This window comes from Actinoplanes lutulentus, assembly GCF_003259845.1.
Classification (GTDB): domain Bacteria; phylum Actinomycetota; class Actinomycetes; order Mycobacteriales; family Micromonosporaceae; genus Actinoplanes; species Actinoplanes lutulentus.
Genome location: NZ_QLMJ01000019.1, coordinates 47,473 through 72,015, shown reverse-complemented (window position 1 = coordinate 72,015; position 24,543 = coordinate 47,473). Strand labels below are relative to the sequence as shown.

Genomic DNA, 24,543 nt, shown 5'->3' with positions numbered 1-24,543 from the left:
TGACCGGCCCGGACGCCGCGACCGACGCGGCGTCCGGGCTGCTGAGTCAACTCGGGCGGGGCAGGCCGCCCGCTGCCTCGGAGACGTCCATCCGTGCCTTGCGGGGATCGGGCCCGGCAATGACCGACCCGTCCGGCCGGAAGTCCGTGATCGAGTCACGGCCGATGACCTGGCGCGGCCAGAACGGCACCGTGCTGCCGTTCGGGTCACCGGTGCGCGCGAAGTTGGCCCAGTAGGTGTTGGTGACCCGTGCGACAGCGCTGTCCTGCTCCGACGGCTGCGTGCCGCGGGCGGCGAGCGTGTCGAAGACGAAGGGGATCTCCGCGGCGTGCGGTACCCCGTCCACCCACTGTGCGCGACGCGCCGTGGGGACGTACGAGAAGCGATACAGATAGGTGGGAACCCCGGCACGCGCGAAGGCTCGGGCGGTGAATCGGGCCGGCTCGGCCTGCGCGCGATCGACACCGACCTTTGTCAGCACCTGCTGCAGGGTGGCGGTGCCGTCCGGGTCGTAGACCGCACGGGCCCACTCCGCGTGCCTGCCGAACTGGGCGAACAGCGCGTCCTTGCTGTCGGCGGAGACGAAGCCGATGAAGTCGTTGCTGTTCGTGCCGATCAGCAGCGGCGCGCGTTTCTGGTGGCCGGCACGGTAGGCGCTCTCCGGGGTCTCGACAACGAGCCGGCCGTCGAGGATCGGCCCCGGATACGTCGTCGGGCCACCCGGCCCCGCGGTCTCCTGACCGCCGTCGACCACCTGCGCGGTGTCGAGCGCGCGCAGCTGGGCGACCGCCGCGGCGCCGGTGCCCTCGATGGCGTAACGCCGTGCGAAGTTGACGCCGACTGTCTCGGCCGAGACCGGATAGAACGGATCGGCCCCTTCGGCACTCAGCGGCCGGCCGGTGAGCACGCCGTCGCGCCCGCCACCGGACTCGATGATGGCCTTGTCGAAGACGCGGCGCGACAGCGGTGAAGTCAGGTGCGTGTGCACCGACACGCCGCCCGCCGACTCCCCGAAGATCGTGACGTTGCCGGCGTTGCCGCCGAACGCGGCGATGTTGCGCCGGACCCACTGCAGCGCGGCGATCTGGTCGAGATAGCCGTAGTTGCCCTTGACCTCGCCGGGTTGCTCGGCGGTCAGGCCCGGGAAGGCGAAGAAACCGAATCTGCCCAGCCGATAGTTGATGGTGACCAGCACGACGCCCTGGCGCGCGAACTGCTCACCGGAGTAGTCCGGTTGCGCGCCGCTGCCGGCGACGAAGCCTCCGCCGTGGATCCACACCATCACCGGCAGCTTGGCGCGCGCGGAGACCCCTTCCGGGCGCCAGACGTTGACGAATAGGCAGTCCTCCGATCTGCCCTGCGGCGGCGCCGCACCGAAACCCGCCTGCGCGCAGTCCGCGCCGAACTGGCCGGCGTCGCGCTCGCCGCTCCACGGCGTGGCCGGCCGAGGCGGTCGCCAGCGGTAGGCGCCGACCGGCGGCGCGGCATAGGGGATGCCCTTGAAGCTCTGCACTCCCGCGCTCGTCACCCCGCGCACGGCACCGGCAGCGGTGCGCACCACGTCCGGGCCGGCGTGCTGAGCGAGCCCGGCGGGTGGCACACCGTGAGCCGGTGGGGAACCGCAGCCTGCGAGCAGGCCGACGGCGGCGCTCATGCAGAGCAAGGCGCGGATGGGTGCTCCCGGCATCCTCTCCTCCTTCATTGAGTTCATATATACGAACTTCATTGCGTATATGTGACGTTACGCCGAGGGATAGGGATTGGTAAATCCCCCTCGGCCAACGAATCGCTGTCCATCGGAAGGCCGCATGGCCGGCGCTGGCAGACTGATGCGTATGGCGCGAGAGCAGCAGGACGGCAACGGCGGCACCGAGCTGGGGCGGTTCCTGCGGGCGCGCCGTGCCCAGGTCACTCCCGAGCGCGTGGGCATCAGCACCGGCCCGGGATGGCGCCGCATCCCCGGCCTGCGCCGGGAGGAGCTCGCCGCGCTGGCGGGGGTGAGTGTGGACTACTACACCCGGCTGGAGCGGGGCCGGGAGCACCGGCCGAGCGCCGCCGTCGTCGGCGCCCTGGCCGCGGCCCTGCGGCTGGGCCCGGCCGAGCACGGGCATCTGCTCGACCTCGCCACCAGGGCGGCCACCATGCCGCCCGCGCCGAGGACGGCGCGGCATGGTTCGGCGCCGTCGGCGGATCTCGCGCTGATGCTGGAGAACCTGCGGCCCTATCCCGCCCGGGTGCTGAGCCGCACCATGGACCTGCTGGCCGGCAACCGCGGCGGGCTGCGTACCCTGCCCGGCATCGAGGACTGGCCGGCCGGGCAGCGCAACCTAGCGCGATACGTGTTCCTGCACCCGGACGCCCGCAAGCTGTTCGCCGACTGGGACGATGTCATGAGCGGCTGCGTCGCCCGCCTGCGCGCCCTGTCCGGCCTCGAGCCGCACGCCCCGGACCTGGCCGCACTCGTCGCCGAGCTGACGGCGCAGAGCGCGGACTTCGCGCGCCTCTGGGAGCGCTACGAAGTGCGCCCGTTCGCCCTGCCGTCCAAGACCCTGCACCACCCGGAGGTCGGCACCATCACCTTGCGGGTGCAGGCCATGCAGATCGAGGGCGGCGCGGGGAGCCGGCTGGTGACGTACTTCGCCGACCCGGGCACGCCCGACCACGAGGCGCTGGTCCTGCTCGACCGCTGACAGGCCGGATGGGGGGTGTGAAATACCCCGGAAACATATTCCCGGCCAATCGGCGTCCTCCCTGGTGATCGAGCCTTCGCCTAGCGTCGTGCCTTAACCCCGGTAAAGCAGGCCTGAAACCTGCGTATCCCCGGCACGAAATTCGACAGCCCGTCCCGCGACCCCTGCCGGTCGGCGCGTCGATACCGACCCCAGCGACAGCGCGCCCACGAGCGTGCTGCCTGACCTTCGGACGCCCCGGTGACCGGATCATCTGCGGCAACTTTCTCGCCGCTGTCGAAACGGAGACAGTGATGAAACGTCGTGACTTGCTTGGCTTGAGCGTCGGCGCGGGCGCGGCGGCAGCCCTCGCGGCATGCGGCAGCTCGGGCCCGTCCAACGGCGGCGGTGGCAACACCGCCGGCGCCGCCACCTACTGGGGGCTGAGCGGGCCGCCCAGCGAGCCGCTGCGGCGCGCAGCCATCGACCGGTTCAACGCGGCCAACCCGGACACCCGGATTGACGCGCTCTACTTCCAGAACGACGCCTACAAGCAGAAGATCAAGACCTCGCTGGGTGCTGGCGAAGGCCCGTCGATGGTCTTCAACTGGGGCGGCGGGGGACTCAAGACATACGTCGAAGCCGGGCAGGTCGACGATCTGACCGACTGGTTCGCCCAGAACGCAGCGGTCAAAGACAAGATCATCCCGGCGTCGTTCGGCGCCGCGACGGTGAACGGCAAGATCTACGCGCGGCCGGTCGAGAGCATGTCGCCGATCGTCCTGTTCTACAACAAGAAGCTCTTCGACCAGATCGGCGCGCAGCCTCCGCAGACGTACGGCGAGATCCTCGATCTGGTGCCGAAGTTCAACGCCAAGGGCATCGCGCCGTTCTCGCTCGCCGGCCAGTCCCGCTGGACCAACATGATGTGGGTCGAGTTCCTGCTCGACCGCACGGCCGGCTCGGAGGTGTTCGACCGGGTCTTCGCGGGTGAGGCGAACGCGTGGTCCGACCCGGCGGTGCTGAACACCCTCACGAAGATCCAGGACCTGGTACGGGCCGACGGGTTCATTAAGGGCTTCTCCTCGATCACCGCCGACTCCAACGCCGACCAGGCTCTGCTCTACACCGGCAAGGCCGCCATGCTGCTGCACGGCTCCTGGTCGTACGGCATCCAGAAGGCCACCGGCGGCGACTTCGTCCCGAGCGGCGCCCTCGGCTACATGAACTTCCCGCCGGTCGACGGCGGCAAGGGCGACTCGAGCAACGTGGTCGGCAACCCCGGCCTGTACCTGTCGATCTCGTCGAAGGCCACCGACGCGCAGAAAGACGTCGCCAAGAAGTTCTTTTCCACCACACTGGCCGAGGACGCCGAGTTCGCGAGCTGGGTCGGCGCGGGATACGTACCGGTGCTCAAGGGAACCGACGCCCAGTTCGCCGCCGCACCGAACGCCGACTTCATCAAGTTCGTCTCCGGCACGGTGTCGCAGGCAAAGGTCTTCGCGCAGTCGTGGGACCAGGCGCTGAGCCCGACCGCGGCCGAGAACCTGCTGGACAACATCGCCAAGCTGTTCCAGCTGCAGGTCAGCCCGCAGCAGTGGGTCGACAGCATGAACGGGGTCATCGGCAAATGACGATGCTCGCTCCGCCCGCGGCACGCGTCACCGCGTTGCCGGCCGCCAGTCGCGAGCGGGGCCGCTCCATCGTCTGGATGGCACTGCCCGCGTTGGTGATGTTCCTGGCATTCGGGCTCGTCCCGCTGCTCGGCGCGCTCGCCCTCAGCTTCACCACCTGGGACAACATCAGTCCCATTCGCTACACCGGGCTGACCAGCTGGAAAGCGGCGCTCAGCGACCCCGGCCTGCCGCACGCGCTCGGGGTCACCTTCGAGATCATGATCCTCTCGTGGCTGGCACAGACCCCGATCTCCATCCTGATCGGCGTCTTCCTCGCCGCGCGTAAACGCTATCGGGGCGTGCTCGCGGTCTTCTACTTCGTTCCGTTGCTGTTGAGCTCGGCGGCCATCTCGATCACCTTCAAAGCGCTGCTCGACCCCAACTTCGGCATCGGCTCCGGCCTCGGGATCAGCGCGCTCAACCAGGACTGGCTGGGCGATTCCACCCTCGCCATCGGCGTTCTGATCTTCGTGGTGTCCTGGCAGTTCGTCCCGTTCCACTCGTTGATCTATCAGAACGCCGTCCGGCAGATCCCGGACGCGCTCTACGAGGCATCGCAGATCGACGGCGCCGGCCGGGTACGCCAGTTCTTCTCGATCACGTTGCCGCAGATCAAGTACACGATCATCACGTCCTCGACGCTGATGGTCGTCGGCTCCCTGACCTTCTTCGACCTGATCTTCGTGCTCACCGCGGGGGGACCGGGCGACGCCACCCGGACCCTGGCGCTGGAGATGTACCAGAAGGGCTTCATGGCCAACCTCATGGGCCCGGCCAGCTGTATCGCCGTGATTCTCGTCCTGGTCGGAGTGGTCCTGGCCCAGCTGCTGCGGCGACTCGGCGGCCGCGGCGACGAGAGCCAGATGGAAGGAGCGTGACGTGACGGCCCTCGACGCCGGCGTACCGAAGCGGATCGGACCGGCCGCCCGGATCCTGCGATGGAACTGGGTGGGCGGTGCCTCCGGCTGGGTCTGGCTGTTCATCGTGATGCTGCCGATCTACTGGATCGTCATCACGAGCTTCAAGACCCAGGCGAACTACTTCGTCACCAACACGTTCGCCCCACCGTCCGAGCCGACTCTGGAGAACTACCGGACGGCGATCGAGAACGACTTCGTCCGATACTTCGCCAACAGCGTGGTGGTCTCGGTCGGCGCGGTGGTCCCGGCCGTCGTCATCTCGTTCATGGCGGCGTACGCGATCGTCCGCGGCGCCCGCAACCGCTGGCTCCGGGCGATCAACTCGCTGTTCCTGACCGGCCTGGCCATCCCGCTGCAAGCGGTCATCATCCCGGTCTACCTGATCATCATCCGCCTGCAGATGTACGACACGCTGATGGCGATCATCCTGCCGTCCATCGCGTTCGCCATCCCGCTGTCCGTCCTGGTGCTGTCCAACTTCATCCGTGACGTGCCGCGTGAGCTCTTCGAGTCGATGCGGATGGACGGCGCGACCGAATGGCTCACGATGTGGCGGCTCGCGTTCCCACTCACCCGTCCCGCACTGGTCACCGTGACCATCTACAACGCGCTGGCGATCTGGAACGGCTTCCTGCTGCCGCTCGTGCTCACCCAGAGCCCCGACCAGCGCACCATGCCGCTCGCACTGTGGACCTTCCAGGGGCAGTTCGGCGTCAACGTCCCGGCCATCGCCGCGTCGGTCACCCTCACCACCATCCCCATCATTCTTCTGTACGCCGTAGGCCGGCGGCAGTTGCTCAGCGGCCTGACCGCCGGCTTCGGCAAGTAGCGGACAGCAGAATGCCGGGACGCGACCGCAGCCGGGTGGCTGTCGGTCCGTCCCGGCATCCGGGGCGTGCGATCTCAGTCCAGCTGGGAGACGACGGATTTGGTCTCGAGGTAGTTCTCCAGTGCCTCCGGTCCGCTCTCGCGGCCCCAGCCGGACTGCCGGTACCCACCGGCGGGCATGTGAGCGCCGCCGGCGCGGTGCACGTTGATGCCCACCCGCCCGGCACGCAGCCGTCGGGCGACCGAGTGCGCCAGGGCGCCGTCCCGGGTCCAGACACTGGAGGCCAGACCGTACGAGCTGTCGTTGGCCAGCGCGACGGCCTGGTCGGTGTCGGCGAAGGGCATGACGCCCAGCACCGGCCCGAAGACCTCCTCCCGCATCACCGTCATGGACTGGTCGACGTCCACCAGGACGGTGGGCTCGAAGAAGTAGCCCTGCTCGCCGGTGCGGGCGCCGCCGCTGACCACCCGGGCGCCGTCGCGCACGCCTTGACCGACGTATCCCGACACCCGGTCGAGCTGTTTCTGCGAGATCAGCGGGCCGAGCTCGGCGTCGGGATCCGAGCCGGGGCCGAGCCGCATCGCCCGGCCGGCTTCCGCCACACCGGTAACGACCTGCTCGTACACGGATTCGTGCACGAACAACCGGGTTCCGGCCGCGCACACCTGGCCGGAGTTCCAGAAGACCGCCGAGGCGGCGCCGGGGATCGCGGCCGTCAGGTCGGCGTCGGCGAACACGATGACCGGGGACTTGCCGCCGAGCTCCAGCGTCAGCTTCTTCATGTTGCCGGTGGCGGCGTGCACGATGGCCCGCCCCACCTCGGTCGACCCGGTGAACGAGATGAGGTCGACGCCGGGGTGTTCGGCCAGCGCGGCCCCTGCGCGCTCACCGATGCCGGTGACGACGTTGACCACGCCGGCCGGAACCCCGGCCTCGTGCAGGATCTGTCCCAGCCACAGCGAGGTCAGCGGAGTCTCCTCGGCGGGTTTGAGCACGCACGAGCACCCGGTGGCCAGGGCCGGGGCCAGCTTCTTGGCGGCCATGCTCAGCGGGGCGTTCCACGGGGTGATCAGCCCGGCGACGCCGATCGGCTCCCGCAACGTGTATCCCTGGATCCGGCGGTCGGCGGGGCCGAGGTCGATCGTGCGCCCGTGGATCTTGTCGGCCCATCCGGCGTAGTACCGGAACTGTGCGGCGGCCTCCAGGACCATGCTCCTGGCCTGTGCGACCGGCAGGCCGAGGTTGAGGCTCTCCAGTCGGGCCAGGCCGTCGGCACGCTCGCGCATGAGCTCACCGGCGCGCCAGAGAATCGCACCGCGATCGGTGCCGGACAAGGATCGCCAGCGCCCCTGGTCGAAGGACTGCCGGGCCGCGGTGACCGCCGCGTCGACGGATTTCGCGTCGCCGTCGGCCACCGAGGCGATGACGGATCCCGTGCTGGGGTCGAACACCGGGATGGCAGACGCCGGTGTCGTCCAGTCTCCGTCGATGAGCATGCCGATGGGATCGCCACCCGGGCTGAACGGTGGGAGCGGGGCACTCGTGCGCGAGGACATCAGAGTCGACCACACCTTCCGTCAAGTTCTTTATTACGAACTAGTGATCGCTATATCGACATGCTTACACCCGGAAAACACCGTGTCAACGACCCGCCGGTCGGGGTGGGTGGCGCCCCGGCCGGCGGGCGTTGACAGTCCTGGCGGCGTCAACCTAGGGTCGTGGTTGTAAATGCGTACTGTGGTTCGTATTTACGAACGGTCAAAAGGGTTGCGCGACTACGGAGGCTGAGATGACCGCCCTTGAAGGTGTGAAGGTGATCTGCCTCGGCCAGTTCTACTTCGCGCCGTACTGCAGCATGCTGATGGCGCGTCTCGGCGCCGACGTCATCAAGATCGAGTCGCCGGAGGGTGACCCGTACCGGCGGCTGCCCACCCTCGCCGCCGACGGAGAGCCACTGCAGTTCCGGTTCCTCAACTCCGGTAAGCGCACCATGCGCCTCAACCTCAAAGCCCTCGAGGGCCAGGAGGTACTGCGCAAGCTGGTCAGCACGGCGGATGTGCTGGTCCAGAACCTCTCGCCGGGCGCGATGGAGCGGTTCGGACTGGGCTACGACCAGCTCAGTGCGATCAATCCGGGGTTGGTGATGGCGTCGGGCACGGGGTTCGGGTCGTTCGGTCCGTACGCTGGTGAGCCGGCGATGGATCTGACGATCCAGGCCCGGACGGCGATCATGAGCACGACAGGTTTCGAGGACGGCGCGCCGGTGCGTACCGGCCCGTCGGTGGTTGATTTCATGGGTGGCACGCATCTGATCGCCGGCGTGCTGGCGGCGTTGTTCCAGCGCACCCGCACCGGCCGCGGCCAGCACGTCGAGGTGTCGTTGCAGGATGCGATGCTGCCGTCGCTGACGTCCAACATCGCCGGGTTGCTCAGTCCGGGTGTGGTGAGCCGGGAGCGCACCGGCAACCGGCACGGTGGCATGTCGGTGGCGCCGTACAACGCGTACCCGGCGGCTGATGGCTGGGTCACGATCCTCTGTCCGACCGACGCTCATTGGCGGCGGCTGTGCGGCCTGATCGGTGATCCGGAAACCGCGGATCCGCGGTTCGCGGACATGGCCGGACGCTGCGAACACATGGATGCCGTCGACACCCTGGTCGGTGCGTGGACCTCGGGGCTGAGCAAGGCGGAGATCGAGGCGGTGCTGAAGGCCGCGAGGATTCCGTACGCGCCGGTCGTGACCCTCTCCGAGCTGCTGGACGATCCGCACGTGCGGGCCCGCGGCGTGCTGCACGAGGTCAGCGACGAGCGGGGCACGTTCACCACGCTGGGCAGCCCGCTGGTGCTGTCCGGCTCGCCGATGGTCGAACCGGTGCGCGCCGGGCGGCTCGGTGAACACACCGACCAGGTGCTGCGCGACGAACTCGGCCTGAGCACCGACGAGATCGCCAAGCTGCACGAGACCGGCGTCGTCTGAGCCCGAGCACAAGGAGCCGAACCATGACAGTGCACGCCCGGATCGCCGTCCTCCCGCCGCACGGGCACACCCTCGAACTGCACGACGTGGACCTGGCCGCCGGCCCGTACGAGGTCGTCGTCGAGCAGCGGGCCTTCGGTGTCTGCCACAGCCAGCTCGACCGGATCTTCGACCCCGGCCGGAGCGCGGCCATGGTCCTCGGGCACGAGTCGATCGGCACGGTCGCCGCGGTGGGTGACGAGGTCACCTACGTACAGCCGGGCGACGAGGTGGTGACCACCTGGATTCCGCGGACGCCGCTGCTGGGCCGGGCACCGGCGCCCACCGCGGTGATCCTCGCCGACGGTACGAAGGCGACCACCCACAACACCTTCACCTGGGGAACCCATGCGCTGGTCGACGAGCAGTACGTGGTGAAGGCGGCCGGTCTGTCGCGAGACCTCGGCGCGATCATCGGCTGCGCGCTGATGACCGGCGCCGGCGCGGTGATGAACACCGCCGCTGTCGAACCCGGCCAGAGCGTGGCAGTCTGGGGCGCCGGCGGCGTCGGGCTCTGCGCCCTGGCTGCCGCGTCGATCCTCGGCGCGAACCCGGTCATCGCCGTCGACATCGACGACGACAAACTGAAACTGGCCCGCAGCTTCGGTGCCACCGACGTCATCAACGCGGTGACCGGTGATCCGGTCGAGACGATCCGCGCACTGACCGCCCACCCGGACGGCACCCGCGGCGTCGACGTCGCCCTGGACTGCACCGGCCGCGGCGCGAACATCCCGATCAGCCTCGCCGCGGTCCGGCCGGGTATTCGCGGTACCGGCATCCGCGGCGGTGCCGACATCCTCGTCGGCATCCCGCGTACACCGTTCCTCCTGGACAGCTTCGACCTGCTCAACGGGGAGAAGAGCCTGATCGGCTGCGTCGGCGGCAGCTGCGACCCGGTCCGGGACTTCGCGACCTTCGCCGGCTGGGCGGCCGGCGGCCGCTTCGACGCGGCCGCGCTGGTCACCGACCGCTACGCCCTCGATGAGCTGAACACGGCCGTGGCCGACCTGCACGCCGGCCGGGTCGGCGGCCGCGCGGTCGTGGAGCTCTGACCGGCGTGGACGCCGACCTCGACCTGCGCCACGTGACCCCCGCGTTCCGTACCTTCTGCGGAGCCGGCGCGCTGCGGGCACTGCCCCGCGAGCTGGACCGGGTCGGCGCGCGCCGCGCGGTCATCGTCTGCGGGCCCTCGCTGTCGCGGCAGGCCGGCACCGTGCAGCGGCTCACCGACGTGCTGGGCGACCGGCTGGCCGCGCTCTTCGCCGAGGTACGGGCACACAGTCCGCTGCCGTCCGTGCTGGCAGCCCGCGACGCGCTGGCCACCCACGACGCCGACGCGATCGTCGCCGTCGGCGGCGGCTCCGCGGTGGTGACCGCCCGAGCCGCCGCCGTCCTGCTGGCCGAGCAGGCCGGCGTCCACGACCTGTGCACGCGGCGCGCCGCGGACGGCAGGCTGATCAGCCCCCGGCTGTCGGCGCCGAAACTGCCGCAATGGGTGGTGGCTACCACCCCGACAACCGCCTACGCCAAAGCCGGCGCCGCGGTCCGCGACCCGGTCACGGGGGAGCGGCTGGCGCTCTACGACCCGAAGGCCCGCGCTCAGGGTGTGATCCTGGACCCGGCGATGGCGCTGACCGCCCCCGCGGAGCTGACCTGGTCGGCGGCGCTCAACGTGTTCGCGATGGCCGTAGAAGGGCTGACCTCACGGACCGCCGACCCGCTCGCCGACGCGCTGCTCTCCCATGCTCTGCGCACCGTGGTGACCTGGCTGCCCGGTACCCGCACGCAACCCGGCCAGGCTCAGCCGCGCCTGCACCTGATGCTCGCGGCCCTGATGGCCGGGCAGGGCAGCGACGCCACCGGAGGCGGCCTGGCCCAGGCGCTGTCGCACGCGATCGGCCCGCGGTCATCGGCGGCCAACGGAGTGGTCGAGGCGCTGCTGCTGCCGCACGCGCTGCGCTTCGCCGCGGACGCGATCGACGACCGGCTGACCGCGATGGCCGGCTACCTCGGCCTCGCCGACCACAAGCCGGACGCAGTGATCGCCGAGATCGAACGGCTGCTCATCGCCTTCGAGGTGCCGCAACGGCTGCGTGAGGTCGACGTCTCCGCCCCGGACCTGCACGCCGCCGCCACGCACGCCATGGACGACTGGGCGCTGTCCGCCGCGCCGCGCGTGCCCGGCGCCGAGGACGTGCACGCCCTCCTGAACGCCGCCTGGTGACACCGATTCCACGGGGAAGGACTCCCATGACGACCACCGACACGAATTTCGGCAAGGAACTGGCCACCGGCAAGTTCACCGACCAGATGCTCACCGACATGCGTAACCTGATCGGCACCGAGCTGCGTACCGACGCCTGCGTCAACAACGAGTACGCGACCCGGCTCGCCATTCTCCGATTCGCGGAGGGCATCGGCGACGACAATCCGCTCTGGACCGACGAGGCGTACGCCGCCGCGGGCCCGTACGCAACGATCGTCGCTCCACCGAGCTTCATCTTCGCCTGCCTCGGCTCGGTCCAGGTGGGCTGGCGAGGGCTGGGCGGATTCCATGCCGAGACCGACATAACCTTCCACGCGCCGATCCGGGTCGGCGACAAGATCACCGCGCGGGTCTGGTTCGACGGCTTCGACGATCCGGTCGAGAGCGCCTTCGGCGGACGCCGGATCAAGGACTACCTGCGCCAGGAGTACTGGAACGGCGACGGGCAGCTCGTCGCGCGCTTCATCTGCTCCCGGATGCGCTTCGAGCGCGGCGAGATGCAGAAACGCCGCGGCTCCCGGGCGATCGAGTTGCCCCACCCGTGGACCGAGGAGCAGCTCGCCGCCGTCGAGGAGGACATCCTCGCCGAGTCGCCGCGCGGTGCCCAGCCCCGGTACTGGGAGGACGTGCGGATCGGCGACGAACTGGACACCATCACCAAAGGCCCGATCGGGCTCACCGACGAGATCGCCTACGTCGCCTCGGGCGCTGCGCCGATCCCGCGGCTGTCCGCGCACGGGGTGGCGCTGCGCCGGTACCGCAAGCACCCGAAGTGGGCGTTCCGCGACCCGAACACCCATGCCCTCGAACCGGTGTACTCGGTGCACTACAACGACTACGCCGCCCGGCTTCAAGGAGCGCAGGTCGCGTACGACGTGGGCATCCAGCGCACCTGCTGGCAGATCCACTCGCTGACCCACTGGATCGGCGATGCCGGCCGGGTCAAGGCCGTCCACGGGCAGTACCGCGCGCACGTCTACCTCTCCGACGTCGTCCGGCTGGGCGGCGCCGTGGTGGGCAAGGAGATCGACGCCGACGGCGACGCGGTGATCCACCTGGAGACGCGGGCGATCAATCAGCGCGATCAGAACTGCATGCCCGGTACCGCCACCGTCGTCCTGCCGCGACGGGAGGTACAGCCGTGAGCCACGGTGTGGTCTGGGGCGACGCGATCGGCGTCGAGCTGGTGCACGGCGTGCCGATGCGCACCTACACCGACAGGCCACGTGACGTGGCCGGCCTGCTCGATCTGGCCGGTCGATGGGGAGAGCGCCCGCACGTCGTGCAGGGCGACACCGTGCTGAGCTTCGAGCAGCTGCGCCACGCGGCGCTGGCCAAGGCGGCCGAGCTCGCCGGCCACGGCGCCGGCCGCGGCGACCGGATCGTGCTCCTCGGATTCAACAGCCCCGAGTGGATCATCAACTTCTGGGCGGTGGTGAGCCTCGGGGCGGTGCCGGTGCTCGGCAACGCCTGGTGGAGCCGCCACGAGCTGGCGGACTGCCTGACCACGGTCGGTCCCGCTCTCGTGCTCGCCGATGCCCGCGCGTCGCGGAATCTGCCCGCGGACGCTGCGGTCGTGCCCTGGCGCTGCGTGATCTCCAGCGAGTCGATGCCGGCAGAGGCCATCGACCACGACGAGGACGAGCCCGCCGTGCTCGTGTTCACCTCCGGGACCGCGGGCCGCCCGAAAGCGGTGGTGCTGTCGCACCGCTCGCTGCTCTCCGGGCTGCACATGCTGCTGCATGTCACGAAGCGGCTGCCCCAGCTGGTGGACGACGCGACCGGTGACGCGGGGCTGCACACCGGGCCGATGTTCCACATCGGTGGCATCCAGACCCTGCTGCGCGCCATCGTGGTCGGCGACACCCTGGTCATGCCGGCCGGGAAGTTCGAGCCGGGCGAGGCGCTGGCCCTCATCGAGCGGTGGCGGATCGCCCGGTGGAGCGCCGTGCCCACGATGGTCTCGCGGGTGCTCGAACACCCCGACCGGCTCCGTCGCGACCTGAGCTCACTGCGGTCGGTCACGGTCGGCGGGGCGCCGGTGCACCAGGAGTTCCTCGCCCAGCTCCGCGGCGGGCTGCCCGGTGTCGATCCGCGGGTGGCGACGGGGTGGGGCCTGACCGAGAACGGCGGGCAGGCCACCGCGGCATCCGGGCGTGACACCCGTGAGCGTCCGGGCTCTTGCGGCCGCCCGCTGCCCCTGGTGGAGCTGGAGATCGCCGGAGAGGACGGCGAGATCCTGGTCCGCAGTCCCACGCAGATGATCGGGTACTTCGGGCACGACGGGTCCCCGATCGACGCACAGGGCCGGCTGCACACCGGCGACCTGGGCCACCTGGACGCCGACGGGTACCTCTGGGTCACCGGACGGGCCAAGGACATGATCATCCGAGGTGGGGAGAACATCGCGCCCGCCGCCGTCGAGCAGGCGCTCGCCGCATTGCCCGGCGTGATCGAGTCGGCCGTTTTCGGCGTGCCGTCCGCGGAGTTCGGCGAGGAGGTCATGGCCGTTGTCGTCGTCGAACCGGGCCGTACCGCCGAGGAGCTGGGAGAGGGGCTGCGTACCCGGGTCGCCTCGTTCGCGGTGCCCAGCCGATGGTGGTTACGCCACGAGCCGCTGCCCACCACCCACTCCGGGAAGATCGACAAGAACCAGGTCGCCGTGCAGGCCCGCGCGGAGCTGCCGGCCGGCGGAGGCCGCTCATGAGCCGCCTGGTCGGTATCTCCGGGATCGGCCGGGTGGCGTTGCTGGAACTGCGCCGCCCGCCGAACAACTTCTTCGACGAGGAGTTGCTCACCGAGCTCGGTGACGCGCTGCAGGACCTCGACCACGACGCCGCGGTGTCATGCGTGGTGCTCTGCTCGCAGGGCAAGCACTTCTGCGCGGGCGCCGATCTGCGCGGCATGGGGGAGGCCGGGATCCGCCGGATCTACCGTCAGGCGTTCCGGGTGTTCTCCGGCCGCAAACCGATCGTGGCCGCGGTGCAGGGCGCCGCCGTCGGTGGTGGCCTCGGCCTGGCGATGGCGGCCGACTTCCGGGTCGCCGCGCCGAAGGCACGGCTCACCGCGAACTTCGCGCGCCTCGGATTCCATCAGGGGTTCGCGTTGTCGGTGACGCTGCCACGGGTGGTCGGCGAGCAGCGCGCCGCCGAGCTGCTCTACACCGGCCGGTCGGTGAGCGGGGAGGAAGCGGCGGTGATCGGGCTCTGTGACGAGGTCGCGGAGGATCCCCGAGCCGGTGCTCTCGCCCTGGCCGAACGGATCGCGTCGTCCGCACCGCTGTCGCTGGTCGCGATCCGGGCGACGCTACGGCGGCGTCTGGTTCCGGAGGTCTCGGCGGCGCTGGACGTCGAAGCCACCGCGCAGGCGGCGTTGCTGGGCACCGCGGACTTCACCGAGGGCGTGGCGGCCGCGGGGGAGAGGCGCCCACCGCAGTTCGTGGGTTCGTAGCGCCGGCCTCCGTTGACGGGGATCAGGTGGGCGCTCTAGCGTGAGAATAAATCGTCAATACGATCAGCTATTCGTATATGCGACATCAAGGAGGTGTTTGATGATCGAGCGCGACAAGATCTTCATCAACGGGACGTGGGTCGCGTCCACCGGTGCCGATCGCCTGACCGTGATCAACCCGGTGACCGAGGAACCGGTCGCCTCCATCCCGGCCGGCTCGGCCGAGGACGTCGACGCGGCCGCTCGGGCCGCCGCGGCGGCGTTCCCGGCCTGGTCGCGGACCACCGTCGAGGAGCGGCTGGCGCTGCTCGACAAGCTCACGAAGCTCACCGCCGAGCGGTCCGACGAGATCGCCCGCGCGATCGTCGCTGAGATCGGCCAGCCCTACAGCATCGCCCAGGAGTCCCAGGCGGCCGCCGCCGTGGGGGACCTGCGCAGCCTCGCGGAGAGCCTGACGCAGGTGGTCTGGGAGGAGAGGGTCGGCAACACCGTCGTCGCCCGCGAGGCGGCCGGTGTCGTCGGCGCGATCACCCCGTGGAACGGGCCGATGCGCATGGTCTGCATGAAGGCCGGTGCAGCCCTCGCCGCCGGGTGCACCGTCGTACTCAAGGGCACCGAGGTCGCACCGCTGAGCTCGTTCATCTTCGCCGAGATGGTCGCCGAGGCCGGCCTGCCGGAGGGGGTCTTCAACCTCGTGTCCGGCACCGGACCGGACATCGGCGAGGCGATCGTGACTCATCCCCTGGTCGACATGGTCTCGCTGACCGGTTCGGTCCGGGCCGGGCGCCGGGTGATGGAACTGGCCGCCCAGGGGATCAAGAAGGTCGCGTTGGAGCTCGGCGGCAAGTCCGCCAACGTGATCCTCCCGGACGCCGACCTCGAGCGGGCCGTCGAGGTGGGCATCGAGGACGCCTTCCGCAACTCCGGCCAGGTCTGCGGCGGCCTGTCCCGCGTGCTGGTCCCGCGGGCCCGGCTCGCCGAGGCCGAGCAGATCGCCGTCCGCAAGGCGGAGAGTTACGTGCTCGGCGACCCCTTCGACCCGGCCACCACGCTCGGCCCGGTGGCCAACGCCATCCAGCGGCAGCGCATCCGCGACTACATCCACGCTGGTCTGGAGGACGGCGCCCGCCTGCTGACCGGCGGCGTCGAGGCGCCCGACGGCCTCGACCGCGGCTTCTTCGTACGCCCGACGGTGTTCTCCGGCGACAACAACTCCCGCATCGCCCGCGAGGAGATCTTCGGCCCGGTCGTCGTGATCATTGGATACGACGACGAGGACGACGCCTTCCGGATCGCCAACGACACCCAGTATGGTCTGGCCGGCGCTATCTGGGCCGGCGACGAGGCCCGTGCCCGTGAGCTGGCGAAGAGGCTGCGGGCGGGGCGCATCCGCATCAACGGCTCACCGGTCAACGCGCGGGCCCCGCACGGCGGATTCAAGCTCTCCGGCATCGGCCGGGAGTTCGGGCGCTACGGCATCGAGGAATTCCTCGAGTACAAGTCGATCGGCTGACCAGATGATCGTCGTCAACGCCCGGTCCAGCGCCGGACCGGCCGAACGGTTCCGGGCCACCCGCATCGACCGCCGCGATCCCGGCCCGGCCGACGTGCTCATCGACATCGCGTACTCCGGGATCTGTCACACCGACGTGAGCCGGACCCGCGGCGAGTTCGGCACCACGATGTACCCGATCGTGCCCGGCCACGAGATCGCCGGGATCATCGTGGCGACCGGCCCGGAGGTGACCCGGTTCGCAGTCGGCGACCGGGTCGGCGTCGGCTGCCTGGTCGACTCGTGCCGGCAGTGCGACTACTGCCGCGCAGGGCTCGAGCCGTACTGCCGGCGCGACCACATCCGCACCTACAACTCGATCGGGCGCGACGGCCAGAAGACGCTCGGCGGCTACAGCGAGAAGATCGTCGTGGACGAGGCCTACGTCGTGCGCATCCCCGATGCGATCCCGCTGGCGAACGCGGCCCCCCTGTTGTGTGCCGGCATCACGCTCTACTCGCCGCTGCGGCACTGGCAGGCCGGGCCAGGCAAGAAGGTCGCGATCCTCGGTTTCGGCGGTCTCGGGCATGTCGGCGTATCCATCTCGGCGGCCCTCGGCGCGCACACCACTGTGTTCGAGCTGACGATGGACAAGCAGGCCGACGCGCTCAAACGCGGCGCTGAGGACTATCGGCTGAGCACCGATCCGGCGATCTTCACCGAGTTCGCCGGCGCCTTCGACCTGATCGTCTCGACCGTGCCGGCCCCGATCGACTACGACGCCTTCCTGGGCCTGCTCGCCCTCGACGGCACGATGGTGATGCTGGGGGTGCCGAAGAAGCCGATCACCCTCGACGTCTTCTCCCTGCTCTACAACCGCCGCTCGCTGGCCGGAACGCTGGTCGGCGGCATCGCCGAGACCCAGGCGATGCTCGACTTCTGCGCCGAGCGCGGCATCCACGCCGACGTCGAGATCATCAGCGCCGACGAGATCGACGACGCCTACGACCGCGTCGCCGCCGGTGACGTCCGATACCGGTTCGTCATCGACGTCCGCACCATGGCGAACGGCTGACACGAGGAAGGTGCGAGCCCGTGGAAATGACCCTGCAGGAGAAGGCCGCTCTGTGCCTGGGCTCCACCTTCTGGCACACCGCGCCGGTCGAGAGACTCGGCGTCCCGGCGATCGTGCTCTCGGACGGCCCACACGGGCTGCGCCGCCAGCCGGACGGCAATCAGGCCGGCATCTCCGGCGGCCTGCCCGCCACCTGCTTTCCCACCGCGTCCGCGCTCGGCTCCTCCTGGGATCCCGATCTCGTCCGGCAGGTCGGCGCGGCGATCGGCGCGGAGGCTCGTGCCCAAGGAGTCGCCGTGCTGCTCGGCCCCGGCGTCAACATCAAACGCTCGCCGCTGGGCGGCCGGAATTTCGAGTACTTCTCCGAGGACCCCCTGCTGTCCGGAGTCCTCGGAGAAGCCCACGTCACCGGCGTGCAGAGCCAGGGTGTCGGCGCCTGCGTCAAACACTTCGCCGCCAACAACCAGGAGACCGATCGGCTGCGGGTCAGCGCCGACGTCGACGAGCGCACGCTGCGCGAGATCTACCTGCCCCACTTCGAACGCATCGTCACCCGGGCGAAGCCGTGGATGGTGATGTGCGCCTACAACCGGATCAACGGCGTCCACGCCAGCCAGCACAGGTGGCTGCTCACCGACGTGCTGCGCGACGAGTGGGGCTTCGACGGGGTCGTCGTCTCCGACTGGGGCGCCGTCGGTGACCGGGTCGCCGCGCTCGCCGCCGGCCTCGATCTGGAGATGCCACCGAAGCTCGGGGTCAGCGACGTGGCGCTCGTGGAGGCCGTCCGAGACGGCAGCCTCGACGAGAAACTACTCGATCTCGCGGTGTCGCGGATCCTGCGGCTGATCGAACGAGCCGGGCCGCGACCAGCACCGGCCGATGTCGACACCGGCGCCCACCACGCACTCGCGCGCACCGCCGCCGCCGACTGCGCCGTCCTGCTCAAGAACGACCTCGGTCTGCTGCCGCTGCGGCCTGTTGCTGGCGACACGATCGTGGTCATCGGGGAACCTTTGCGTTACCAGGGGGCAGGTAGCTCTCAAGTCAATCCGACCCGGATCGACGACCTTGTGATGGAACTGCGCGCGGCGTTGCCTCCGGGCGTACCCCTCAGATCTGCCGAAGGCGGCGAAACGGCCGTGACCCTGGCCGCTGAGGCCTCCGCCGTCGTGGTCTTGATGGGATTGCCCGCCAGCGACGAGTCCGAGGGCGCCGACCGTCAGCACATGGATCTGCCCACCAACCAGATCACGCTGCTGAAACGCCTCGCTGAGGTCAACCCGAACCTGGTGGTGGTGCTGAGTAACGGATCCGCGGTACATCTGCGGCCCTGGGACCGGTACGCCGGCGCGATCCTGGAGACCTGGCTGTCCGGTCAAGCTGCCGGCGGTGCCGTCGCCGACCTGCTCCTCGGCGTCGTCAATCCGTCCGGGCGGCTCGCCGAGACCCTGCCGGTACGACTGGAGGACAACCCGTCGTACCTCAACTTCCCCGGCGAACACGGACACGTCCGCTACGGTGAAGGCGTCTTCGTCGGCTACCGCGGCTACGACGCCACCGGCCGGGACGTCGCCTACCCGTTCGGGCACGGCTTGTCGTACACCAGCTTCGGCTACCACGACCTCACCGCCGCCGTCATCGGGAGCGCCGACAGCGATGACCTCGACCTGACCGTCACATGCCGGATAACCAACACCGGTGACCGGTTCGGTAAGGAAGTCGTCCAGCTCTACGTCGGCGCCCCACCGTCATCTGTCGCGCGGCCGGTACGTGAACTCAGAGCATTCACCAAGGTCACCCTGGAACCTGGCGCCGGCGTGACGGTGACGTTTCACCTTCAAGCCCGTGACCTGTCGTACTGGTCGACCCGGGATCGGCGGTGGCTGCTGGAAGGCGGCACCTTCCCGATCAGCGTCGGCTCGTCATCGCGGGACCTGCGCCTCACGGTCGACGTCCACATTCCGGCCGCACCCGCCACGGTGCCGCTGACCGCCGGGGCGACACTGCGGGAGTGGCTCGCCGATCCGGCCGCGGCGGCAGCGCTGCGAAGCGCCATCGGAGCCGACGCCGCCGGCAACCCGAGGGGCGTGCTCGGCGATCCAGAGCTGATGACTATCATCGGCGACTTTCCGCTGTCCACCTTGACCGCGTTCCCCCGCTTGGGTATCACCCCCGAGGTGCTCACCACTGTGAGCGCGTCCTTGAGAACAGAAGACACCGGCAGCGGGCCGTAAGCGCAGAGCTGGCCGGGTGGCCGGGCAGGCCCGCCCGGCCACCCGGCCAGCGTTCACGCGGCTGCCGTCCTGCCGTTCACGCGGGGGCCTGCGTCCACGGCGACGATCTGACGTGTCGATCATCGGCAGCCCGGTAATCGTGGACGGCCGCCGGGCAAACAGGGAGGCCCTGCGCAAAGGGGTACCGACAGTAACCCTCTCCGGCGTCCCGGCGGCGCCAGCCGGAGACCGGCGGTCCGGCCTGCTCGACGCTACGTCCGCAGCAGCCGGACCTGCGGGTTCTGTCACTACCCTGATGTCGCCGGGGCGGGGAACCGCAGGATCCGGTCGTCGCCGCCACGGACGTCGCCGCGGCCGTCAGTGTTCGACGTGGTCACCCAGAGCGCACCGTCCGGGGCGACCTCCACCGTGCGCAGCCGCCCATAGGTCCCGGTGAGCTGGGCGACGGGCTCGCCGATGGTGTCGCCGTTGAGTGGCAGGGTCCAGAGACGCTCGCCGCGCAGACCGGCCACGTAGGCGGTGTTGCCGGCAATGGCCATGCCGGAAGGGGATGCGTCGCGGACCGGCCAGGTGACCAGCGGATTGGTGTAGCGCCCACCGGCCGTGTCACCTTCGCCTTCGACATCGGGCCAGCCGTAATTGCTGCCGGGCCGGATGAGGTTGACCTCGTCGAGTTCGTTCTGGCCGAACTCGGTCGCGAACAGCCGGTCGTCGGCGTCCCAGGCCAGGCCCTGGACGTTGCGGTGCCCGAGGCTGTAAACCGGGGAGCCGGCGGTGGGGTTGCCGGGCGCAGGACCACCGTCCGGGGTCAGGCGCAGGATCTTGCCGTTGGGGCTGTCCGGGTTCTGGGAGCGGGTGGTGTCGCCGGCGTCGCCGGTGCCGGCGTAGAGCATGCCGTCGGGCCCGAAGGCGATGCGCCCGCCGTTGTGGTAACTGGCGTTGGCTATGCCGTCGAAAACGACCTCGGGGCTGTCGCCGCCGCCGTCGAGCCGGAACCGGATGATGCGGTTGTCGTCGTCGGCGGTCAGGTACGCGTAGACCAGGTTGTCGTTGGCGAACTCGGGAGAGACGGCGATGCCGAGCAGGCCACCCTCGCCGACCGCGGCGACGCCGGGCACCTCAGCGACCGGGCGGGGATCACTACCAGGTGTCAGGCGCAGGATCCGGCCGCCGTCCCGCTCGGCGATCAGCGCATCGCCGCCGGGAAGAAAAGCCAGCCCCCAGGGCACGTCGATGCCGCCCGCCACTTCTTCGGCGGTGCCCAGGTCGGGCGTTGCGGACGGCGAGCTGGCCGCGGTACTGGTCACTACGGCGCCGGCCCGGGAATCGTCGCCGTTACCGCACGCCGCGGTGGTCGCGGCCACCAACGCGATGATCGCCGTGCCGGTCCACAGATTCGTGCGCATCCGTCTCCTTCTCGGTGGTTGAGGGGTTACGGCGAGCGCCCCGAGGCCAGCTCATCAGGGCGGTCCGAAAAATGGTGTAAAGGATCAGCGGCTGCTCTCAGCCAGCTGCAAGAATCGCATCGGCTGACTCAGGCGCCAACTGCTCGACGAATCGGACCCACTCATCACCTCGAATCTGATGAAAGTTGGGCGTTCGCGGAACGGTAATACCGTGCTGCAAGGCGGGGTCGACCCCGCCTTGCAGCACCCGTGACGAGGACATCTTGACAGACGTTCCTCTTCCGCCACGGGCTTCAGGCGTGAGGTCAGCCGCGCAGCGGCGTCCCCGTTCGGGCGACGGGCGGCGAGGTGCCGGCTGCGGAGGGCGAATAGGCCGGGTGGCGGCGGGGAGGCTCTCTATCGGCCCGCGATTGTAGGCACTTTGCTGGTGCGCTGGGAGGCACTGACAGGGTCCCCCAGAAAACAACCCGGTTATCGGTTGCCATTCTTCCCTTCGCCTTCTCATCTGTGCAGCCAGGATGCATCGAACTGTGTCTGAGCGTCTATTGTTCTAGTTTGTTCAGACACAAGAAACTCACAGCCGCCGACTTGAATTGCTGTTCGTATTCGGCAAATCTATGCAGGTCCAATAAGGACGATCATCGATGGGAGCCCGCTATGCGCCTGTCTCTTCGCCCTCTAGTTCCTGCCATTGTTGCCGGCCTGTTGGCCGGCCTGTTTCTCAGCGCCCCGGCCGAGGCGGCACCGCCCGGCATCCCCAGCAGAGCAACCGCGCAAACCTACCTGAACTCGCTGACCGTGGCCGCCGAGGCGAACGCCGGTACCTACGATCGTGACCTGTTTCCGCACTGGATCACCATCAGCGGTGCTTGCAACACGCGGGAGACCGTGCTCAGACGCGACGGCACCAACGTCGTCACCAACTCATCCTGCGCGGCAACATCGGGCACATGGTTCTCCCCTTATGACGGTGCCACCTGGACCGCGGCATCCGATGTCGACATCGACCACGTGGTCCCGCTCGCCGAAGCATGGCGATCGGGCGCCAGCACATGGACCACCAGCCGCCGGCAGTCCTTCGCCAACGATCTGACCCGCCCGCAGCTCATCGCCGTCACCGACAACGTCAACCAGGCCAAGGGCGATCAGGACCCGTCCACCTGGCGGCCGTCGGTCGTCTCGTACCGGTGCACCTACGCTCGGATGTGGATCGCGGTGAAGTACTACTGGGGGCTGACGCTGCAGTCCTCGGAGAGGACCGCGTTGCAGACACTGCTCAACACCTGCAGCTGAGCCGCCGCGCCAGGTTGATCGATTGCAATCCCGGCGATCGATCAACCTGGCGCACGGTCGGCGCCGGGGCGAGCGGCACCCGGCAAGATGGACCTACCCCGGCACCTCGGCGGGCGACCCGGGGCGAATGCGAGCCCGGTGGTGGTGCTGGCCAACGGCACCGCGGTGCGCCTGCAGCCCTGGGACCGGCATGCCGGAGCGATTCTGGGAGACCTGGCTGTCCGGGCAGGCGGCCGGCGGTGCCGTCGCCGACCTGCTGCTCCAGCAGTGCGGGCAGTTGCAGGCCACGCGCTCACACGTCATCACATTCCGAAGCGCGTTCGACCGTGGCGGGTCACGGCAATGGGTTGACGTCAGGCACCGGTTCCCCGCCTGTCCGGCCGGGGGTGGGCAGCCACATGACGAAGGTGCTGCCCACGCCGAGGACGGAGAACGCTTTCACCTGGCCGCCGTGTGATTCCACGATCTGCCGGACGATGGCGAGGCCGAGCCCGGTGCGCCGCTGGCGGGCCGAGCCGTTGCCGTCGGCGCCGCGCCAGAACCGGTCGAACACCCGGGGCAGGTCGTCGGCGGCGATGCCGGGTCCTTGGTCGGTGACGGCTAGCCATAGCCAGGAGCCGGTACGGCCGGTGCCGAGGGTGACGGTGGAGCCGGTCGGCGCCAGCCGTACGGCGTTGGACAGCAGGTTGCCGGCGGCGCGGCGCAATCCGTCGGCGTCGCCGGTCATCGGCAGCCCGCCGGCGGTCCGGTAGCGCAGGTGCAGTGGGCGCTCGGGCAGGAACGACTCCTCGCCGGCCTCGTGGGCGACAGTGGTGAGGTCGAGTTCGGTGTCGTTGTGGGCGTCGGCGTTGCGCCGGGCGGTGGCGAGTAGGTCTTCTACCAGGCTCGACATGCGGATGGTGGCCCGGTCGACGACGGCGACGGCCCGGGTGCGTTCGTCGTCGGTCGCGTCAGCGGCGGTCAGGGTGGCGTCCAGGTGGGTGCGGATGATCGCGAGTGGGCTGCGAAGTTCGTGGGAGGCGTCGTCGATGAGTTGCCGTTGCGCCTGAAAGGCATGGTCGAGGCGGTCCAGCATGGAGTCGATGGTGTCGGCGAGGTCGCGCAATTCGTCGCGGGGACCGTGCAACCGGATGCGCCGGTTCAGGTCGGTGGCCTGGATCTCCCGGGCGGTGCGGGCGATCGCGCCGACCGGCCGCAGCACCCGCCCGGACAGCACCCAGCCGATCCCCAGGCTGGCCACGAACAGGCCACCGAGGGCCAGGAGCGAGTAGGTGCGCAGGTTCTGCAGGGTGTTGTAGTTGACCGCAGCTTCGATCTGGCTGACCTCGGCGACGGTCATCGTGCCCAGGTATTGCCGGTTGTCGTTGAAGACCTTCGCGGTGCGTTCGGTGACCGGCTGCGGTGATGTCGACTGAGCAACCGCCAGATAGATGACCGCGAGGGTGAGCGCGGCCAGGGCGAACAGCAGCGTCGAGTAGACGACGGTCAGCCGGAACCGGATCGAGCGCAGGATCTCCGGGCGTTTCACGCCGCCGCCTCGGACAGCCGGTAACCCTGCCCGACCAGGGTGGTGATCCAGCCTTCGCCGAGTTTGCGGCGCAGGGTGCCGACGGTGACCCGGACGGTCTGTGTGAATGGGTCGGCGTGGGCGTCCCACACGTGCTCCAGCAGCTCTTCGCTGGAGATCACCCGGCCGGGCCGGTGCATCAGGTACTCGAGGACGCCGAACTCCTTGGGCGCCAGCGCCAGTGGTTCCCCCTGCAGCGTCGCCGTGCGGCCGCCGGTGTCGAGTGAGAGGGCGCCGACGGTGAGCACGGCGGTGCTGCCGTTGGTGTCGCGGCGCAGCAACGCCCGGATCCGGGCCAGCAGTTCGGTGAGATGGAATGGTTTGACCAGGTAGTCGTCGGCGCCGCCGTCGAGGCCGCGGATCCGGTCGTCGAGGTTGCCCCGGGCGGTCAGCATCAGCACCCGCAGGTCGGTGTCGCCCGGTGTCACGACCTCGCCGTCGCGCACCGCCCGGCACAGGGTGAACCCGTCGCCGTCGGGCAGGTTGATATCGAGCAGCATCAGGTCGTACTCGTTGACGGTCAGATGCTCGTACGCCTGGGCGGTGTCGCCGGCGACGTCCACGGCGTACCCGCTGCGGGTCAAACCCACCCGCAGCCCTTCGGCCAGGTCTTCCTCGTCTTCCACCACCAGTAGCCGCATGGTTCG

At 69.6% G+C, this 24,543-nt stretch carries 19 protein-coding genes; 14 read left to right on the top strand and 5 right to left on the bottom strand.

Going from position 1 to position 24,543, the window contains the following annotated elements; translation table 11 throughout:
- Positions 1-46: 46 nt before the first annotated feature.
- Positions 47-1,687, bottom strand: coding sequence for a carboxylesterase/lipase family protein (locus B0I29_RS33735; protein WP_220091491.1), 1,641 nt, complete (start codon positions 1,685-1,687; stop codon positions 47-49).
- 148 nt (positions 1,688-1,835) lie between these two features.
- On the opposite strand from B0I29_RS33735, the gene B0I29_RS33730 reads away from it, so the two are divergent.
- The 4 genes from B0I29_RS33730 (at position 1,836) to B0I29_RS33715 (ending at position 6,094) form a co-directional block, all read left to right on the top strand.
- Positions 1,836-2,690: a helix-turn-helix transcriptional regulator gene (locus tag B0I29_RS33730; RefSeq protein ID WP_111653185.1), complete on the top strand. Its 855-nt coding sequence runs from the start codon at positions 1,836-1,838 to the stop codon at positions 2,688-2,690.
- Positions 2,691-2,983: 293 nt separating this feature from the next.
- A complete protein-coding gene (locus B0I29_RS33725) occupies positions 2,984-4,303 on the top strand; it encodes an extracellular solute-binding protein (RefSeq protein ID WP_111653184.1) in 1,320 nt (439 codons plus the stop codon).
- A complete protein-coding gene (locus B0I29_RS33720) occupies positions 4,300-5,223 on the top strand; it encodes a carbohydrate ABC transporter permease (RefSeq protein WP_111653183.1) in 924 nt (307 codons plus the stop codon). The genes B0I29_RS33725 and B0I29_RS33720 overlap by 4 nt, the downstream gene beginning before the upstream one ends.
- 1 nt (position 5,224) lies before the next feature.
- The gene (locus B0I29_RS33715) at positions 5,225-6,094 is read left to right on the top strand and encodes a carbohydrate ABC transporter permease (RefSeq protein WP_111653182.1); all 870 of its coding nucleotides are present in this window, start codon (positions 5,225-5,227) and stop codon (positions 6,092-6,094) included.
- A gap of 74 nt (positions 6,095-6,168) precedes the next feature.
- On the opposite strand, the gene B0I29_RS33710 is transcribed toward B0I29_RS33715, so the two are convergent.
- Complete coding sequence (locus B0I29_RS33710; protein ID WP_220091490.1) at positions 6,169-7,590, bottom strand: aldehyde dehydrogenase family protein; 1,422 nt, start codon at positions 7,588-7,590, stop codon at positions 6,169-6,171.
- 293 nt (positions 7,591-7,883) lie between these two features.
- Between B0I29_RS33710 and B0I29_RS33705 the strand changes: the two genes are divergently transcribed.
- From B0I29_RS33705 to B0I29_RS33665, 9 genes are all read left to right on the top strand, one after another.
- Positions 7,884-9,071: a CaiB/BaiF CoA transferase family protein gene (locus B0I29_RS33705; protein WP_111653181.1), complete on the top strand. Its 1,188-nt coding sequence runs from the start codon at positions 7,884-7,886 to the stop codon at positions 9,069-9,071.
- A gap of 23 nt (positions 9,072-9,094) precedes the next feature.
- Positions 9,095-10,165 carry a zinc-binding dehydrogenase gene (locus B0I29_RS33700; protein WP_111653180.1) on the top strand — a complete coding sequence of 357 codons (1,071 nt, stop codon included), beginning with the start codon at positions 9,095-9,097 and terminating at the stop codon, positions 10,163-10,165.
- 5 nt (positions 10,166-10,170) lie between these two features.
- Positions 10,171-11,337 carry an iron-containing alcohol dehydrogenase family protein gene (locus tag B0I29_RS33695; protein ID WP_220091489.1) on the top strand — a complete coding sequence of 389 codons (1,167 nt, stop codon included), beginning with the start codon at positions 10,171-10,173 and terminating at the stop codon, positions 11,335-11,337.
- 26 nt (positions 11,338-11,363) lie between these two features.
- Positions 11,364-12,524, top strand: coding sequence for an FAS1-like dehydratase domain-containing protein (locus B0I29_RS33690; RefSeq protein WP_111653179.1), 1,161 nt, complete (start codon positions 11,364-11,366; stop codon positions 12,522-12,524).
- Positions 12,521-14,086 carry a class I adenylate-forming enzyme family protein gene (locus B0I29_RS33685; RefSeq protein WP_220091488.1) on the top strand — a complete coding sequence of 522 codons (1,566 nt, stop codon included), beginning with the start codon at positions 12,521-12,523 and terminating at the stop codon, positions 14,084-14,086. The genes B0I29_RS33690 and B0I29_RS33685 overlap by 4 nt, the downstream gene beginning before the upstream one ends.
- The gene (locus B0I29_RS33680) at positions 14,083-14,829 is read left to right on the top strand and encodes an enoyl-CoA hydratase/isomerase family protein (RefSeq protein ID WP_111653178.1); all 747 of its coding nucleotides are present in this window, start codon (positions 14,083-14,085) and stop codon (positions 14,827-14,829) included. The genes B0I29_RS33685 and B0I29_RS33680 overlap by 4 nt, the downstream gene beginning before the upstream one ends.
- 100 nt (positions 14,830-14,929) lie before the next feature.
- Positions 14,930-16,342, top strand: a complete 1,413-nt coding sequence (locus tag B0I29_RS33675) for an aldehyde dehydrogenase family protein (RefSeq protein ID WP_111653177.1) — start codon at positions 14,930-14,932, stop codon at positions 16,340-16,342.
- A 4-nt stretch (positions 16,343-16,346) separates the two neighbouring features.
- A complete protein-coding gene (locus tag B0I29_RS33670) occupies positions 16,347-17,396 on the top strand; it encodes an NAD(P)-dependent alcohol dehydrogenase (protein WP_111653176.1) in 1,050 nt (349 codons plus the stop codon).
- Between the two features lie 26 nt (positions 17,397-17,422).
- On the top strand, positions 17,423-19,630 hold the full coding sequence (locus B0I29_RS33665; RefSeq protein ID WP_111653175.1) for a glycoside hydrolase family 3 C-terminal domain-containing protein: 2,208 nt from the start codon (positions 17,423-17,425) through the stop codon (positions 19,628-19,630).
- Between the two features lie 287 nt (positions 19,631-19,917).
- Here B0I29_RS33665 and B0I29_RS33660 read toward each other — a convergent pair whose 3' ends face one another.
- Complete coding sequence (locus tag B0I29_RS33660) at positions 19,918-21,036, bottom strand: PQQ-dependent sugar dehydrogenase (RefSeq protein WP_111653174.1); 1,119 nt, start codon at positions 21,034-21,036, stop codon at positions 19,918-19,920.
- Positions 21,037-21,693: 657 nt separating this feature from the next.
- On the opposite strand from B0I29_RS33660, the gene B0I29_RS33655 reads away from it, so the two are divergent.
- A complete protein-coding gene (locus B0I29_RS33655; protein WP_111653173.1) occupies positions 21,694-22,329 on the top strand; it encodes an HNH endonuclease family protein in 636 nt (211 codons plus the stop codon).
- A 334-nt stretch (positions 22,330-22,663) separates the two neighbouring features.
- Here B0I29_RS33655 and B0I29_RS33650 read toward each other — a convergent pair whose 3' ends face one another.
- Positions 22,664-23,857 carry a sensor histidine kinase gene (locus B0I29_RS33650; RefSeq protein WP_111653172.1) on the bottom strand — a complete coding sequence of 398 codons (1,194 nt, stop codon included), beginning with the start codon at positions 23,855-23,857 and terminating at the stop codon, positions 22,664-22,666.
- Positions 23,854-24,537: a response regulator transcription factor gene (locus tag B0I29_RS33645; RefSeq protein WP_111653171.1), complete on the bottom strand. Its 684-nt coding sequence runs from the start codon at positions 24,535-24,537 to the stop codon at positions 23,854-23,856. Before B0I29_RS33645 ends, B0I29_RS33650 begins: the two co-directional genes overlap by 4 nt.
- Between the last annotated feature and the right edge of the window lie 6 nt (positions 24,538-24,543).